This is a genomic window from Isoptericola hypogeus (genome assembly GCF_039531145.1).
GTDB classification, from domain to species: Bacteria; Actinomycetota; Actinomycetes; order Actinomycetales; family Cellulomonadaceae; genus Isoptericola; species Isoptericola hypogeus.
On record NZ_BAAAPM010000004.1, the window covers coordinates 50,603 to 66,616 of the forward strand.

The following is a 16,014-nucleotide window of genomic DNA, read 5'->3' on the forward strand; positions in this document are numbered from 1 at the left end:
ATTCCTCTCTATGGTGCTATCAGAGCACCAATGGTGGTGAGAGGAGTCGCAGCGTGGCAGCCGACCTGTCGATCGAGGACCCGATCAACCAGAAGGCGCCGTCATGGCGCACCGGCCGCGCCGGCGGTCGCCACGACCGCGAAGGCCGGCGAGGCCCGAACCTTCTGCAGCGACTGGTCCGTGACCGCGGCCTGCTGACGATGATCGCCCCCGCGGTCATCCTGCTGCTGCTCTTCACCTACATCCCGCTGCTGGGCAACTTCGTCGCGTTCCTGGACTACGTGCCCTACCTGCCCCTGTCGGAGTCGCCCTGGGTGGGCCTGCAGAACTTCCAGCTGATGTTCCAGGACCCTGCCTTCTGGAACGCCCTGTGGAACACGTTGGTGATCAGCGGTCTCCAGCTGGTCTTCTCGTTCCCGGTGCCGCTGCTGCTGGCCGTCCTGCTGAACAGCCTCATCTCTCCCGTGGTGCGGCGGTTCGTGCAGTCGGTGATCTACCTCCCCCACTTCCTGTCGTGGGTGGTGGTGGTCGCGCTGTTCCAGCAGATGCTCGGCGGCACGGGTGCGGTGACGCGGGCGCTGCGCGACCTCGGCGTCGATGCCACCAACCTGATGACGAACCCCGAGACGTTCAAGCTGCTGATCGTCTCCCAGGGAGTCTGGAAGGACGCGGGCTGGGGCACCATCCTCTTCCTCGCCGCACTCGTGGCGATCGACGTGGCGCTCTACGAGTCGGCGGTGGTCGACGGCGCCAACGGCCGCCAACGCTTCTGGCACATCACGCTGCCGGGCGTCCGTCCCATCATCGTGCTGCTGCTGATCCTCCAGCTCGGCAGCTCCCTGACCGTCGGGTTCGAGCAGATCCTGCTCCAGCGCGGCAACGTCGGCGCCGAGGCGGCTGAGGTGCTGGACACCTACGTCTACTTCAACGGTGTCATCGACGGCAACTGGAGCGTCGGCGTGGCCGCGGGCTTGCTCAAGGGCTTGGTCGGCCTGGTCCTGATTCTTGCCGCCAACAAGGCGGCGCACATGCTCGGCGAGCAGGGGGTCTACAGCCGTGAACAGTAAGGCGATCCTCGGCGAGCGGCCGATCTGGATGGAGAAGCCGTCACCGCTGGCGAGGACCCTCAAGGGCCTCGCGGTGCTCGTGATCCTCGCGGCGGTGGTCTTCCCCTTCGTCCTGGTCGTCTCCACCAGCCTGGCGTCACAGGACCAGATCAACTCGACCGGCGGCTACGTGCTCTGGCCGACCTCGCCGAGCCTCGACGCCTACCGTCAGGTGCTCGCCGGGGGCGCGGTGACCCGGGCCGTAGCAGTCAGCGTCGGCGTCACGCTGGTCGGTACTGCGATCTCGCTCGTCGCGACCGTGCTGGCGGCGTACGCACTGACCCGACGGGAGATGGTCGGGCAGCGGCCCCTGCTCACGCTGGTGCTGCTCACGATGCTGTTCACCCCCGGCATCATCCCGATGTACCTGACGGTCAAGCAGCTCGGCCTCCTCGACAGCTACGCCGCCCTGATCCTGCCTGCGGCCATCAGTGCCTTCAACATCGTCATCGTCCGCGGGTTCTTCCAGGGAATCCCGCGGGAGCTGCTCGACAGCGCCCGTATCGACGGCGCGGGGCACTGGCGCGTGCTCCGGAGCGTCATGGTGCCGCTGTCGAAGGCCGTCATCGCCGTGGTCGGCCTTTTCTATGCCGTCGGCTACTGGAACTCGTTCTTCAACGCCCTGCTGTACCTCAACGACTCCGCCAAGTGGCCGCTCCAGCTCGTGCTGCGCAGCTACGTCCTGCAGGACAGCCCGATGGCCGCCGAGGCCGCCGCCTCGGCCGGTGCGCTTCCGCCGCAGCAAGCCCTCCAGATGGCGGTCGTCGTGCTCGCCATCGTGCCCATCGTCTGCGTGTACCCGTTTCTCCAGAAGCACTTCCAGGCCGGTGTCCTCACCGGCGCCGTCAAAGGTTGATCCCCCGAAAGGATCGTCGCCATGGCCACACCCCACCTCTCCCGCCGTCGCTTCCTCGGCGGTGCGTCGCTCGGCTTGGCCGCCGCCGCGTTCGGAGGTCCCCTGCTCAGCGCGTGCAGCTCCTCGCCCTCCGCGGGCGGCGCGGCCGGACCTGCCGTGTCGCTTCCGACGTACGTGCCGTTCGAGGGCCCGACGCCCGATCTGGCCGGCGACGTCCTCAAGGGCATCAACCCCGGCTACTTCCAGTACCCGATCGACCGGCTGGTCAAGACCGTGGACGGCGAGGTGGGCTCCGGCGGGGAGCTCAGCGCGTTCGTCGTCTCGTTCTCCCCGCCACCACCCGGTGTCTCCCAGAATGCCTACTGGCAGGCGATCAACGAGTCGCTGAACGTCGACTTCAAGCCGACGCTGGTGCCCGAGGACTTCGCGACGAAGCTGGCCGCCATCCTGACCGGCGGTGACATCCCCGACCTGGTGACGATGTACAAGTCCGACGCCAACGGGCTGCGGCGCTTCGAGGATCTCGCGCGGGAGCGCTTCGCCGACCTGAGCGACCACCTTTCGGGCGACGCCGTCAAGGACTACCCGAACCTCGCTCGCCTTCCAGAAGACTCGTGGCCGCTGACGCTGATCGGCGGGCGGATCTACGCGACACCCACGCTCCGCATCCCCACCGGCTCCGTGGGCTTCTTCCAGCCCTCCGTGCTCGACAAGTACGGCGCCAACCCGAACCCGCGGACCCCGGACGAGTTCGAGGAGATGTGCAAGGCCTTCACCGACCCGGGTGCCAACAGGTACGCGCTCGCCGGGGCGCCCTCCGCTGGTGGAGCACCCGGCTGGATGGCGGGCTCGATCTTCCACCCGATGTTCGGCGTCCCCTACGACTGGCGGCTCGAGGACGACGGAGCCCTGACCAAGGACTTCGAGACAGAGGAATGGACGGAGGCGGTCGCCTACGTCAAGAAGCTGTGGGACGGCGGCTACTTCCACCCCGACAGCCCGAGCGAGGGCTTCGACGCGGATCCGTTGTTCACCAACGGCTCGGTGGCCCTGCGCCAGGACTCCATCGTCCGCTACGCCGTCCGCAACGACGACGGGCTCAAGCCCGACATCATGCCCGTCTACGGCCCCGACGGTACGCCGACCGCGTACGAGGGCGCGCGGACCGACTTCGTGACCTACATCAAGAAGGCCGACGACGAGCGGGTCCAGGAGTGCCTCCGTGTCCTCAACTGGCTCTCGGCGCCGTACGGCAGCGAAGAGAACTACCTCCGGAGCTACGGCGTGGAGGGCGTCGACCACACCGTCGAAGCCGGCCAACCGGTGATCACCGCGCGCGGCGAGGCCGAGGTCAACCCGCTGTGCCTGCGCTTCATCGCGGGCGGCCCGGACGTGCTGTCGTCGTCCAGCAACGACCGGCGCCTGGTCGAGCAGATGCACCAGTTCCAGAGCGAGGTCTCCGCAAGCCGGGTGAAGGATCCCACCGAGGGACTGTATTCCGAGGCGGCCATCGCCGGCGCGAGCGAGGCGCAGAAGGTCTACGACGTCCAGAACGACGTCATTCTCGGGCGCAAGGACCTGAGCGAGCTCGGCGACGTCGTCGCCTCCTGGCGCAAGTCCGTCGGCGACAAGATCCGCGACGAATACCTCAAGGGCATCGAAGAGCGGGAGATGGTCTCGTGAGCGCATTTACCCGGAACCGCGGCGCGGCGGCCGTCGCGACCACGCTCCTCACCGCATCCGCCCTGCTCGTCCCCGCGTCCACGGCAACTGCGCTGCCCACCGAAGGGGCGACGCTCAAGCTCACCTCTGGAGACCTGCAGGTCGAGGTCAGCGAGGACTTCCCGCAGGTGATCTCCTATACCGACAGGCGCACCGGCTCCTCGATCGCTGGTCGCACGGAGCCCCTGTCCACGATCATTCTCAACGGCACGGCCTACGACGTCGAGGCGGAGACGTCTCGCGTCGGCAGGTCGGCAGTGTCCTACGACCTGTCCTTCCCGCAGCTGGCGGGCGTGTCCATGGAGGCGTCCCTCCGCTTGAAGGGACGCGTGACCACCTTCAACATCGACGCGGTCGACGACACCGAGGCGTTCCGGGTCGGGACTATCGACATCCCGGGCCACGACCTGATCTCGGTCGGGTCCGACCAGCCCGGCGCCACGGTCACGACCGCGGCGATCTCCGCGGACCGCACCAAGGACGGCGACACCACCACCGCGGTGACGGCCGACACGCCGGCCGACGAGGCGCCGAGGGGATCGGCGTACGCGGTGGTGAACACCGACCGGCTCGCGGCGGCGATCGAGTCCAACTCGACCTACGACCAGCAGGAGGACGCAGGCTCTGACAACCGGCGGATCTGGCGACAGTCGACCAAGCAGGGCGGCGAGACGAAGGTCGGGCTCTGGAGCGGTCAGTGGACCTACCGGGCCGACGGCGCCCCGTTCACCGAGGAGCTGCCCTGGGCCAAGGTCGTGGTGACGCCCGACGCCAACGACGACCGGACTGTCGACTGGCAGGACGGCGCGGTCGCGCTGCGCGGCATCGTCGCCGCGCCGCGCGGCGCCGAGGCCACTCCAGACCGCGTGGTCCAGCGGATCCCCTACAACTTCGGCAGTATGGCCACCCACCCATTCCTGCGCACCCTCGACGACACCAAGCGGATCTCGCTCGCGACCGACGGGCTGGGTCAGCTGGCGATCCTCAAGGGCTACCAGTCCGAGGGCCACGACTCCGCGCACCCCGACTACGGCGGGAACTACAACAAGCGTGCGGGCGGGCTTGACGCGCTGAACACGCTGCTGAAGAAGGGCGAGAGGTACGGCGCCGACTTCGGGGTCCACGTCAACGCCACCGAGGCGTACCCGGTCGCGAACAGCTTCTCGGACGATCTCGTGGACCCGGACGCGAAGGGGTGGGACTGGCTCGACCAGTCGTACTACATCGACCAGCGGCGCGACCTGATCTCCGGCGACGTGGCCGAACGCTTTGCCCAGCTGCGTGAGGAGACCCACGACAACCTCGAGCTGCTCTACCTCGACGTGTACTACTCCTACGGATGGAAGCAGGAGCGCCTGGCACAGGAGCTCGACGACCAGGGCTGGCAGATCAGCACCGAGTGGTCCTATCACTTCGACCGGCAGTCGCTGTGGTCGCACTGGGCCAACGACGAGTCGTACGGAGGCCAGACCAACAAGGGGCTCAACTCCCAGCTGATCCGATTCGTCCGCAACACTCAGAAGGACACCTGGAACCCGGACCCGATCCTGGGCAACACCGAGCTGCGCGACTTCGAGGGCTGGACCGCCGAGGTCGACTGGAACTGGTTCTACGACAACATCTGGCAGCGCAACCTGCCCACGAAGTTCCTTCAGCAGGAGGAGATCCTCGACTGGGAGCCGCACGAGATTCGCTTCACGGGCGACGTGCGGGCGACCAACGACGGCTCCGACCTCGCGGGACGCAAGGTCTTCGTCGGCGACGCCAAGGTGCTCGACGGCGACACCTACCTGCTCCCGTGGAAGTCCGACCAGGCCGGGGTAAAGGGCCCCGAGAAGCTCTACCACTACAACGCCGACGGCGGCACCACCTCGTGGAAGCTGACGGACGACTGGGCCAAGACCAGGCGGCTCGCCCAGTACCGGCTGACCGACCAGGGCCGCGAGCTCGTGCGCACCATCGCCGTGACGGACGGAACGGTCAGCATCCCAGCGGACGCCGGCACGGCCTACGTGCTCGACCGCCAGCCCGGTTCGAGCCACGCGAAGCAGACCGACCCGACGTGGGGCGAGAGCTCCCACGTCGACGACCCGGGCTTCAACGCCGGCGACCTGCGCGCGTGGGAAACGACCGGAGACGCGTTCGTCGAACGCAACGCCAAGGGGCAGTACGAGGCGATCCTCCGTCCTGGGGGCACGTCCTCGATCGGCCAGAAGCTGACCGGCCTCACGCCGGGCACGTGGGCCGCCAACGTCCAGGTCGAGGTGGAGCCGGGCAAGACCCGCCGTACGACCCTGTCGGTCACCTCTGCCGGCCGCACCACCCACACCTACCTGGACCGGTCCACCGCCCCCAACTACCTCAACGCGGACGAGAAACTGACCACCTACGCGCAGACCGCAGAGGTCCGCTTCGAGGTCCCGCGGGGCACCCGATCCGCCACGCTGCGGATCGCCGCCGAGGCCGGTGATGCGCAGGTCCGGCTCGACAACCTGCGGGTTCTGAAGACCGACGGGCCTCGCTCGACAGGGCCCGGCGTGGTGATCCACGAGGACTTCGAGGACGTCACCCAGGGCTGGTACCCGTTCGTGAAGGGTGACACCGGAGGTGTGGCCGGACCGCGGACCCACATCGCGCAGAGGCACGCGCCCTACACGCAGGCCGGTTGGAACGGCAAGCTTGTCGACGACGTGATCGACGGTGAAGAGTCGCTGAAGTCGCACGAGGAACGGGTCGGCCTCGTATACCGCACCCTGCCGCAGTCGGTGCGGTTCGAGCAGGGTCACCGTTACCGCGTCTCCTTCGACCATCAGTCCGGCCGCAGCGGCCACTACCAGTGGGTCACCGGATACGACCGGATCGCTGACGGCCAGCCCGTGTCGACCGAGGTCACCCGTACCCCGCTCCCCGAGCAGCGCACCACGCTGCGCCACACGGAAGAATTCGTCGCCGGCAGCTGCGGCGACTACTGGGTGGGGCTACGCAACCTGGTCGGTGGCGGCGGCGACGAGTCCGACCTCGTGATCGACGACTTCACTGTCGAGGATCTCGGCGTGGTCGACGACGAACCCGCCTGCGGCAGCATGGACGTAGAACCCGCTTCCGATCAGTTCCCGGCCGGTCAGGCGACCACGGTCACCACGGCGTTCACCAGCACCGAGCAGCAGGCCGCGAACGACGTCGAGCTGGCGCTGTCCGTGCCGGAGGGTTGGCAGGTCGACGCGACGTCGCCGTCCAGTTTCGCCACGGTAGTCCCCGGAGCGACGGTCGAGACCACGTGGGCCGTCACACCTCCGGCTGACGCCACAGGCGACGGCCACGAGCTGGCCGGTACGGTGACGTACGACATCGGTGGCTCGCCCCGGTCGATCAGCGCCTCCACCCAAGTCGGTCTGGCGCCAGCAGGGCACATCCCGCAGTCGCAACTGCGCATCCACGACGTGAGCTCGGAGAACGCGGGAAGTGGTGCCGCTCGGGTGCTCGACGGCAACCCCACGACCGGGTGGCACACCAGGATCGACCCGCCGGCGTCCTTCCCGCACCACGTGACGCTCGACCTGGGTGGCACCTACGACGTCACCGGGCTGGACTACCAGATCCGCGTCGGCAACCGCGCCTTCAAGGACTACGAGGTCTACGTGAGCGCCGACGACACCGTGTGGGGCGAGCCAGCGGCCAGCGGCACGTTCGCAGGCGTCGCGACGGTCCAGCACGTCGAGATCCCCGCCGTGCGCGGACGCTACGTCAAGCTGGTGGGCCTGACGCCCATCAACAACAACATGTTCGGCGGCGCCGACGAGCTCAACGTGTGGGGGACGCCAACCCCCACCGCCTGAGCAGAGGCTGCCCCCGCTCTGGTAGCGGATGCCGGTGGACAGCCTGAGACGCCCTCCGGCGTCCAGGCTGTCCACCGACGTGTGCCCGAGGTGCGGCGAATGCACGGTCACGGCGCCGGCAGTGAACGGCCTCATCAGCCACTTGGGGGCGTGCCCGTCGGCCAGTCCCGCAGGTCAGGGCCATGTTCGTCGCAGGGAGGCTTTCACCACGGCGCTCTTGGTCGGCTCTGACCCGGTCGAACCCGTCGACCGTCGGTGAGGGCCGGTCGGTCACTTGCCAGTTACTCGCAACTGTCGACGCGCCGGCCGCGCCGGCCACCCCGCACCCTGGTGTCAGTACCGCTCGCGATGGGCCGTCGGCGCGGTGCCGTAGCGATCACTGAACGCCCGGCTGAAGTGGAACTGGCTGGCGAACCCGCTCGCGCGGGCCACCTGACCCACACTCAACCCGGTGCCGAGGAGCAGTCGGCTCGCGTGCTGGAGCCGGACGTCCCGCACGTGTGCCATCAGGGACACGCCGGTCTCGGCCCGGAACAGATGGCTGAGCCGGGACGGCGACAGTGCGACCAGGTTCGCCAGACGCGCCACGGTGTATGGCGCGGCCGGGTCGGCAGCAACGACGTTGATGATCCGGGCGATCCGGGGATCGGCACGGGCAGCCGGCGGGGCCTGGGAGAGCAGGACCAGCAGCGCCTCCACATGAGGAGCAGCCAGTCGCCAACCCGCGTCCGCGGCCGCCAGCGCTAGCGCCTCGCCCGCGCCGGTCGCAGGGACGGGTCCATGCCCCGGCCAGCGAGCTGCGGCGTGCAGCCTGACGAAGCCCGTCACCACGTCGGCCAGCACGTCGTCCCCGAGGCCATGGGTCACCTGGCCTTCCTCGTCGGCCGCCGGTGCCAACAGGAGCCGCCAGTCCGGGCGCAGCCGGAAGTGGACCCACCAGAACGTCCAGCTCCCCGCGGCCGGGTCCGTGCCGTAGCCGTGGGCGACGTGCGGCGGAAGCACCGCGGCCGACCCTCTCGCCAGTGCCACCTCTCGGCCGGCGAAGCTCGCCCACCCGGCGCCGCGCTCGGGGACGAGCAACAGCCAGCTGCGGGCTCCGGCCGGCCGGCGAACGGCGTACGACGCCCGCGCGCGAGCGCGCCCGACGATCAACCCGCTGGTTTCGGCCCGATCGGGCGTGGCCCCGGTCGCAGCAGTTCTAGGCATGGACCTGACACCTTTCGTCATGGTTCTGGAGCACACGACGACCATACGGTGCATGCATGAGCCACTACACCGAGCCACCCGTCCTCGACCTGGCACCCGATCGACCGGGGCCGCTGACCCGCGAAGCCGTCACCGCGTTCGACGACCAGGGGTTCCACATCCAGCGAGGCCTGATTTCGAGAGCCGAGGCCGAGTCGCTGGCCGAGGAGTTCATGCAGATCGCCTCCGGTGGACCGATCCCCGGGCATTTCGAGCCCCGGTCGAGCGACCCGGGAGCGGCCGATCCACTGCACACGTATCCGCGGATCATGCACCCGCACCTGGTGCATCGGCGCTCGATGGATTACCTGCTCGACATCCGGATCACCGATGTCGTGGCCCAGTTGCTCGGCGAGGAGCCGCTCGCCTGTCAGACGATGCTCTACTTCAAGCCCCCGGGCGCGCGCGGGCAGAGCCTGCACCAGGACAACTTCTACCTGCGGGTCGAGCCGTCCACGTGCATCGCCGCATGGGTCGCACTCGACATCGTCGACCGGGACAACGGAGGCCTCCAGGTGGTGCCTGGCACCCACCGGATGGAGATCTTCTGCCCGGAGGAGGCCGACGAGTCGACGTCCTTCACCCGTGAGCACGTGCCTCCGCCCCCGGGCTTGGAGGCAGTGCCCGCCGACATGGAGCCGGGGGACGTGCTGTTCTTCAACGGTCAGGTCGTGCATGGCTCGGGCCCTAACACGACCACGGACCGGTTCCGCCGCTCCTTCATCTGCCACTACGCCCCCGGGAGCACCCGGCGGATCCACGGTGGCTACCCCACGGCACGCCTCAGCGGTCAGCGCTTGCAGCTGCCCGAGGCAGAAGGCGGCGGCCCGTGCGGCACTGAGTTCGACGTCGCCCCGCACTGAGGTGAGCGGGAGGGCGGCCGTTCGACCTCAGGACTAGGACGTCGTGACGGCGGGTGAGGCGATCGCCCAGTAGCCGGTCGGTCCGTCCGTGACGAGCCGGAAGCCGATGCGGACCCGTGGCGCACCGGCCGTCGTAACGGTCAGGGTCACCGGCGTCGAGATCTCGAAGGACTCGCGCGTGGGGGCCGACCACACCACCTCGGGGGCGGAGCCCTCGCGCTCCAGCAGAACCTCGGCCACGTGGTGCCCATCGCCCGAGAACCGGCGGTGGTGGTGCACGAACGAGGCTTCCGCCCGGTCGCCGTCGACCAGCCCGAATGGCGACCAAAGCGTGGAGTCGAAGGCCGCCGAGCCGCCCGCGCCAGGGTCGGCGACCGCGATCGGGCCACGCGAACGGACGAACGATCCCCGTCCGCTGCCGAACCAGCGCGGGATGTCGGTGTCGCCGTCTGCCGTCGCCCAGAACTCTCCCGACATCAGCCGCCAGCCGCGGAACTCCTCGAAGCCTTCGCTGTCGTCGTCGACGGCCCAGGCCTCGGGGAGTTCGTGGGTCCAGCCGCCGCAATGATCCGCACGCGCGAACCCCTCGACGGGCTTGCGGTCGAGCGGCACGGCAGCGAACGGGTCGTCGCTCGGGGTGCCGATGGCGACCCCGTCCAGACCCCAGGCCGGGTCGATGGCCACGTCGAGGTGCCTTAGTACCGTCGGCACCAGGTCGACCTGCCGCCACTCACGGGCGGAGTCCGGGTCGACGGGGATACCGGGGCCGCTGGCCAGCACCCAGATCGTGCGTACGACGTGCTGGTCGGCGCCGTGGCCACGGCCGAACTGGCCGTGGTCGGTCGACGCCAGGATCAGCCAGTCCTCTTCGTCGTACGACGGCCGTGCCCGCACCGCCTCCACCAGTCGACCGATGCACGCGTCGACCCGCTCGATGGCTTCGATGTAGGCGGCGGACTCCGAGCCGTGGGCGTGCCCGGACCAGTCCGCGTCATGGAGGTAGACGAAGGTGAGGTCGGGGTCGTCAACCCCCAGCGCCTCGACGGCCGCATCGGTGCTCTGGCGATCGGTCGTCGCGGCGTCGGGGCCGTACTGCTGGAGGCGCACGTCGGCGTCGCCGAGCAGGAAGTCGTTGAGCGGAGCCCAGTCGAGTGTCGAGAAGATCGAGGTCTCAGGTCGGGTCCGGCGCAGCAAGGTGAAGAGGTCTGGATAGGTGGCGAGATCGTGGTCGAGGAAATCGTTGCCCAGCACACGGTGCTTGTCCGGCCACACCCCGCACAGCAGGTTCGAGTGCCCCGGTCCGGAGCTGGTACCGGCCAGCGCGGAGTCCTGGATGTACGAGGGGCCGAAGGTCCCTGACGCGCGTAGCTGGTCCAGGTGCGGAGTGCTGGCCTCGACGAGCTTGTCCAGGCGCAGTCCGTCGCAGTCGACGAACAGCACCTTGGCGCGACCGCTGCCGGGCCGCAGGCCGCGCCCGCCCGCGCGGTCGATCGTGAGAGGCGTCGTCTCGGTCGTGGGCTCAGATGGTTCGGACAACGAAGTTCTCCTGGTCGTGGTCGAAGTAGCGACGCATCTCCTCAGGCAGCGGAGGCACATCGACGGCGCCACCGCCGGCGCGCAAGGAATCCGTGGCCGCGACGCCCGCGGCGACCGACTGCCGGGCCGCCACCGGTGACGTCATCGTGGGCCCGCCCTCCTCGGCGAACCGTAGGAACTCCGCCACCAGCAACGGATCGGCTCCTCCGTGGCCACCCTCCGCCGGAGGTACATCGATGACCTCGTCCGGCTCGTCGCGGTAGGCGTCGGAGCGGGTGTTCCAGAGCTTGACGACGGCCCCGTCGGAGTCGCCGAAGTTCTCGAGCCGGCCGTGGGTGCCGATCACGGTGTAGTTGCGCCAGTAATCTGGGGTGAAGTGGCACTGCTGGTAGGACGCCAGCACCCCGTTGTCGAGCACCAGGTTGGCCATCGAGATGTCCTCGACGTCGAGCACGGGCGCGAGCTCGCACTGCTCGGTGGGCGGCCAGTTGTCGCGGGAGAACCAGTCGCGAACCGTACGGTCGGAGTTGTCGCGGCGGTCGGTGACGTCGCCGTACACGCTCAGTGAGCCGATGGCAGCCACGCGCTCGGAGTAGCCGCCGGCGAGCCAGTGGATCACGTCGATGTCGTGGGCGCCCTTCTGCAGCAGCAGGCCGGTGGTGTTGCGGCGGTCGGCGTGCCAGTCCTTGAAGTAGTAGTCGCCTCCTGCCGAGACGAAGTGCCGGCACCACACGGCCTTCACCTCGCCGATGCGCCCGGCCAGGACGGCGTCGCGCATCGCCCGGATCACAGGCATGTGCCGCATGTTGTGACCGACGTAGAGGCGGGTGCCGGTGCGGAGGGCGGTCTCGAGGATGCGGTCGGCGTCGGCGACCGTGGTCGCGATCGGCTTCTCGAGGAACGTGGCGACCCCCGCCTCAAGTGTCCGGACGGCGTGCTCCGCGTGCAGGTGGTCGGGAGTCAGGACGAGGACGGCGTCGAGCCCGACCGTGAGCAGCTGGTCGAGGTCGCCCACGAGCTTCACCTCGTCGCCCAGACGTTCACGCGCGGTGGTGAGCGCACGAGGGTCGGGGTCGGCGACGGCGACCAGTCGGCCACCCGCCTTCTCGACGCAGGAGGCGACGTTGGAGCGCAGGCCGAAACCCAGCACCCCCACACGGAGGTCAGGCATGGACGGACAGCTCCTCGGAGTCATGGATCAGGTTCTGGACCGGCGGGTCGACCGGGAGGCCATAGATCTCCGCCGCATGGAGGGCGAATGCCTGGTCGATGGCGCCGACGAGGATGCCGGCGCGACCGAGCTCGGCCCCCACGATGCGGGTATCGAGCACCGGGCCGCGGATGGACGCGTCGTGCAACGACTCGATCAGCTGCGGCACCAGCGCGTCGGCGAATCTGCCGAGACGGCCACCGAGCGCGATGACGTCGGGGTCGACCGCGAGCGTCATCGCGGCCAGGGGCTTGGCCATCGAGGCGACGAGCTCGTCGCGGAGCGAGAGGTGCGACGGGTCGGTCGAACCGTCGCGCAGTGCCAGCAGGGCGACCTCGAAACGAGCGAGATCGTCGAAGTAGGTCTCCAGCCGGTAGCCCTCGGCGTTGAACACCTTGAGGACGCCCAGCTCACCGGCGACCCGGCGACGACCGCGGACGACGTTCCCGTCGATGACGACTCGAACGGCCATGTTGTGGAAGGTCTCGGCATACAAGGCCGTGCCCGTGTCGCGGAGTGCTCCCATGCGGGACTCGGCGAAGGCGGCCAGGGTGAGGTCGTTGTCGACGGTCACGGGGACGCCGATCAGCGCGGTCAGCTCGTCGCGGATGTTGCGTTCGACCCACGGCCTGACGAAGGGCGAGGTCATCATCGTGCCGTCGGCGCGGACGACACCCGAGGTGCCGACGCCGACGGCCTTGAGCAGTCGTCCGTCGGCCCCGGCGTCGTCGAGCACGGCGTGCACGGCCGTGACGACCGGGTCGAGCGAGGGGTTCGCGCTCGTGGGGGTGGCGAGCTCGGCCGCCCCGGTGTGGATCCACGTGCCGCTCAGGTCCGCGAGCGCGACCTTCACGGTCGTGCCGACCAGGTCGACGCCGGCGACGTAGCCCGCGTCGGGTCGGAACCGGGAGACACGGGCCGGCCTCCCACCCGCTTGGTGCGGCTGCACCGAGTCGACCCGGTGCTCGACCAGGCCCACATCGGCGAGCTTCACCAGTGCGGACTCCAGGGTCGGACGGGACAGGCCGGCCGCCGTTGCGAGTTCCGACACGGTCCCAGAACCGAGCTCGCGCACCGCCGTCAGACAGGCGGCGGCCGAGGTTGGGTCACCGATCCATCGACCCGTCATGGACAACACCCCTTGACAAATACGAGAACCACTTACGTAACCTTATCCGTAACCTCGATGGGAGTCGAGGGATGTCCCGCTCGACTTTCCGCCCGCGCCCTGACATGCGGATTCTCCTCCATCAGACCACGGCAGACCAGCAGCGCCTCCGGCGCACGAAGGAAGTCATGACCGAAGCCGCGCGCCCCCCGGCCCTTGCCTCCACCCGAGCTCCGCAGCTGCTGCACCTGCGTTCCGCAGGGTGCTCCCTCCTGCTGGAGCTGGTCCATGACCGGCTGCCGCTGGTGCGCCACTGGGGTGCAGACCTGGGCACCCTCGACCGTGCGGGAGCCGCCGGCGCCCGGCTGGCCGCCGCATCGTTCAGCCAACGGTCCGGGGAACTGGGCGCCCGCCTCGCCTCCGTGGTCCCGGAACCGTGGGCCGGCTGGATGGGTCGTCCCGGACTGATCGGCTCCCGGCAGGGCCGCAGCTGGTCGACGGCCTGGACGATCGAGTCCGTGACCGTCGACGGTGTCGCCGTCACCGACTACCTCGAGCGCGGGGCCGCCACCGTCGAGGTGGTCGCCGTCGACCACGAGGCGCACCTGCGCCTGGCCCTCACGATCGAGATGCTGCCGTCCGGGCTGGTTCGCCTGCGTGGCAACCTCACCAATCACGGCGCCGACTACGACGTCACCGAGCTCTCGCTCTACCTGCCGGTCCCGACGCATGCGACGGAGCTCCTCGACTTCACCGGCCGCTGGGGCATGGAAAAGTCCGCTCAACGCCAGGCCTTCAACGTCGGGACCCACCTGCGCGAGAACCGACGAGGCCAGACCGGCCACGACACGGCGTACGTCGTGCACGCCACCGAAGCCGGCAGCGACTTCGAGCGCGGCGAGACGTGGGGCGTGCACACGGCATGGAGCGGCAACCATCGGCATGTCGCCGAGCACGACAGTACGGGGTCCCGCCTGCTGGGTGGCGGTGAGCTGCTCCTGCCCGGCGAGGTGCGCCTGGCCGCCGGCGAGTCCTACGAGACGCCTTGGTTGTTCGCGTCGTACGGCGAGGGTCTGGACGCCGTCGCGCAGCGCTTTCACGCCTACCTGCGAGCGCGCCCGCGCCACGTCGACACCGAACGCCCGGTCACCCTCAACGTGTGGGAGGCCGTCTACTTCGACCACGACGCGGACCGGCTCGTCGAGCTGGCCGGGCTGGCCGCAGAGGTCGGCATCGAGAGGTTCGTGCTCGACGACGGCTGGTTCGGTGACCGTCGGCACTCCCGGGCCGGACTCGGCGACTGGACGGTGTCCGCGGATGCGTGGCCGGACGGTCTCCACCCGCTGGTGGACGCCGTGACCCGCGCCGGGATGCAGTTCGGGCTCTGGTTCGAGCCCGAGATGGTCAACCTCGACTCCGACCTGGCGCGCGCCCACCCTGAGTGGATCATGGCGGCGCGTACAGAGCTGCCCATCGAGCAACGCAGTCAGCACGTCCTCAACCTGTCGATCCCGGAGTGCTACGACGCGATCCTGAAGCAGGTGCTGCGCATCCTCGACGAGTACGACATCGGCTACATCAAGTGGGACCACAACCGCAACCATGTCGAGGCCGGAGTGCAAGCCCTCGGCGGAGCGCCCGGAGAGCACGAGCAGATGCTCGCGGTCTACCGGATGATGGCTGCGATCAAGGCCCACCAGCCCGGTCTCGAGATCGAGTCGTGCGCCGGCGGCGGAGGCCGGGTCGACCTCGGGATCCTCGAGGTCACCGACCGGGTCTGGGTCTCAGACTGCAACGACCCCCTGGAGCGCCAGCGCCTGCACCGCTGGACCAGCCAGCTGATCCCGACGGAGCTGATGGGCTCCCACATCGCCTCTCCTCGGTCGCACACGACCGGGCGCCGGCACGACATGTCGTTCCGCGGCGCCACCGCTCTCTTCGGGCATCTCGGCGTGGAGTGGGACATCGCGTCGGCGACTCCCGAGGAGCGCGAGGAGCTGTCGGAGTGGATCGCGCTCTACAAGCGACACCGGCACCTGATCAACTCGGGCACGGTCTTCCGCGGCCCGGACCCCGACCCGTCGGTCTGGACGCACGGAGTCGTCGCCGCCGATCGCGCCGAGGCGCTCTTCGAGATCGCCGCGCTCTCCTGGCTCGAACCTGCTGCGGCTCCGCATGCCCGGCTGCGAGGCCTCGAGCCGGAACGGCGTTACGCGGTTCGGGCGTTGTCGGTCGGAGAGATTTCCGGGCTGCACGAACTACCCGCCTGGTGCACGACTGAAGGAGTCGCGATCAGTGGTTCGGCGCTCATGACCATCGGGCTCCAGGTGCCGTCGATGGACCCGGAGCACTCGATCCTCGCGCACGTCGTGGCGGTGTGACCCGCATCGTGCGCTCAGCCCGCATCAGCAGGCTTCGTCGGTCGCGATCCGTCGGCGTCGCGGTCGTGGATACGTAGTGCGTCGGTCTCGCGCGTGCGCAGATCGGTTGGCGTTCGCTGGTCCAGTCACGACGTCGACGAGGCGCCGCCAT

General features: G+C 69.2%; 10 protein-coding genes. 6 read left to right on the top strand and 4 right to left on the bottom strand.

Going from position 1 to position 16,014, the window contains the following annotated elements:
• The first annotated feature begins 53 nt into the window (after window positions 1-53).
• The 4 genes from ABD254_RS11620 to ABD254_RS11635 are packed head-to-tail and all read left to right on the top strand — an operon-like array spanning window position 54 to window position 7,520.
• Window positions 54-1,067, top strand: coding sequence for an ABC transporter permease (locus tag ABD254_RS11620; RefSeq protein ID WP_344248582.1), 1,014 nt, complete (start codon window positions 54-56; stop codon window positions 1,065-1,067).
• A complete protein-coding gene (locus ABD254_RS11625) occupies window positions 1,057-1,962 on the top strand; it encodes a carbohydrate ABC transporter permease (protein ID WP_344248583.1) in 906 nt (301 codons plus the stop codon). Before ABD254_RS11620 ends, ABD254_RS11625 begins: the two co-directional genes overlap by 11 nt.
• 21 nt (window positions 1,963-1,983) lie before the next feature.
• Window positions 1,984-3,645, top strand: coding sequence for an extracellular solute-binding protein (locus tag ABD254_RS11630; RefSeq protein WP_344248584.1), 1,662 nt, complete (start codon window positions 1,984-1,986; stop codon window positions 3,643-3,645).
• On the top strand, window positions 3,642-7,520 hold the full coding sequence (locus ABD254_RS11635; protein ID WP_344248585.1) for an endo-alpha-N-acetylgalactosaminidase family protein: 3,879 nt from the start codon (window positions 3,642-3,644) through the stop codon (window positions 7,518-7,520). Before ABD254_RS11630 ends, ABD254_RS11635 begins: the two co-directional genes overlap by 4 nt.
• Window positions 7,521-7,853: 333 nt before the next feature.
• Here ABD254_RS11635 and ABD254_RS11640 read toward each other — a convergent pair whose 3' ends face one another.
• The gene (locus ABD254_RS11640) at window positions 7,854-8,780 is read right to left on the bottom strand and encodes a helix-turn-helix domain-containing protein (protein ID WP_344248586.1); all 927 of its coding nucleotides are present in this window, start codon (window positions 8,778-8,780) and stop codon (window positions 7,854-7,856) included.
• A gap of 2 nt (window positions 8,781-8,782) precedes the next feature.
• Between ABD254_RS11640 and ABD254_RS11645 the strand changes: the two genes are divergently transcribed.
• Window positions 8,783-9,628, top strand: coding sequence for a phytanoyl-CoA dioxygenase family protein (locus ABD254_RS11645; protein ID WP_344248587.1), 846 nt, complete (start codon window positions 8,783-8,785; stop codon window positions 9,626-9,628).
• 33 nt (window positions 9,629-9,661) lie between these two features.
• On the opposite strand, the gene ABD254_RS11650 is transcribed toward ABD254_RS11645, so the two are convergent.
• The 3 genes from ABD254_RS11650 to ABD254_RS11660 are packed head-to-tail and all read right to left on the bottom strand — an operon-like array spanning window position 9,662 to window position 13,368.
• Complete coding sequence (locus tag ABD254_RS11650) at window positions 9,662-11,164, bottom strand: alkaline phosphatase family protein (protein WP_344248588.1); 1,503 nt, start codon at window positions 11,162-11,164, stop codon at window positions 9,662-9,664.
• Window positions 11,148-12,335 carry a Gfo/Idh/MocA family protein gene (locus ABD254_RS11655; protein WP_344248589.1) on the bottom strand — a complete coding sequence of 396 codons (1,188 nt, stop codon included), beginning with the start codon at window positions 12,333-12,335 and terminating at the stop codon, window positions 11,148-11,150. The genes ABD254_RS11650 and ABD254_RS11655 overlap by 17 nt, the downstream gene beginning before the upstream one ends.
• Window positions 12,328-13,368, bottom strand: a complete 1,041-nt coding sequence (locus ABD254_RS11660; protein ID WP_344248590.1) for an ROK family protein — start codon at window positions 13,366-13,368, stop codon at window positions 12,328-12,330. Before ABD254_RS11660 ends, ABD254_RS11655 begins: the two co-directional genes overlap by 8 nt.
• Window positions 13,369-13,670: 302 nt before the next feature.
• On the opposite strand from ABD254_RS11660, the gene ABD254_RS11665 reads away from it, so the two are divergent.
• Window positions 13,671-15,863: an alpha-galactosidase gene (locus tag ABD254_RS11665; protein WP_344248591.1), complete on the top strand. Its 2,193-nt coding sequence runs from the start codon at window positions 13,671-13,673 to the stop codon at window positions 15,861-15,863.
• Window positions 15,864-16,014: the final 151 nt, after the last annotated feature.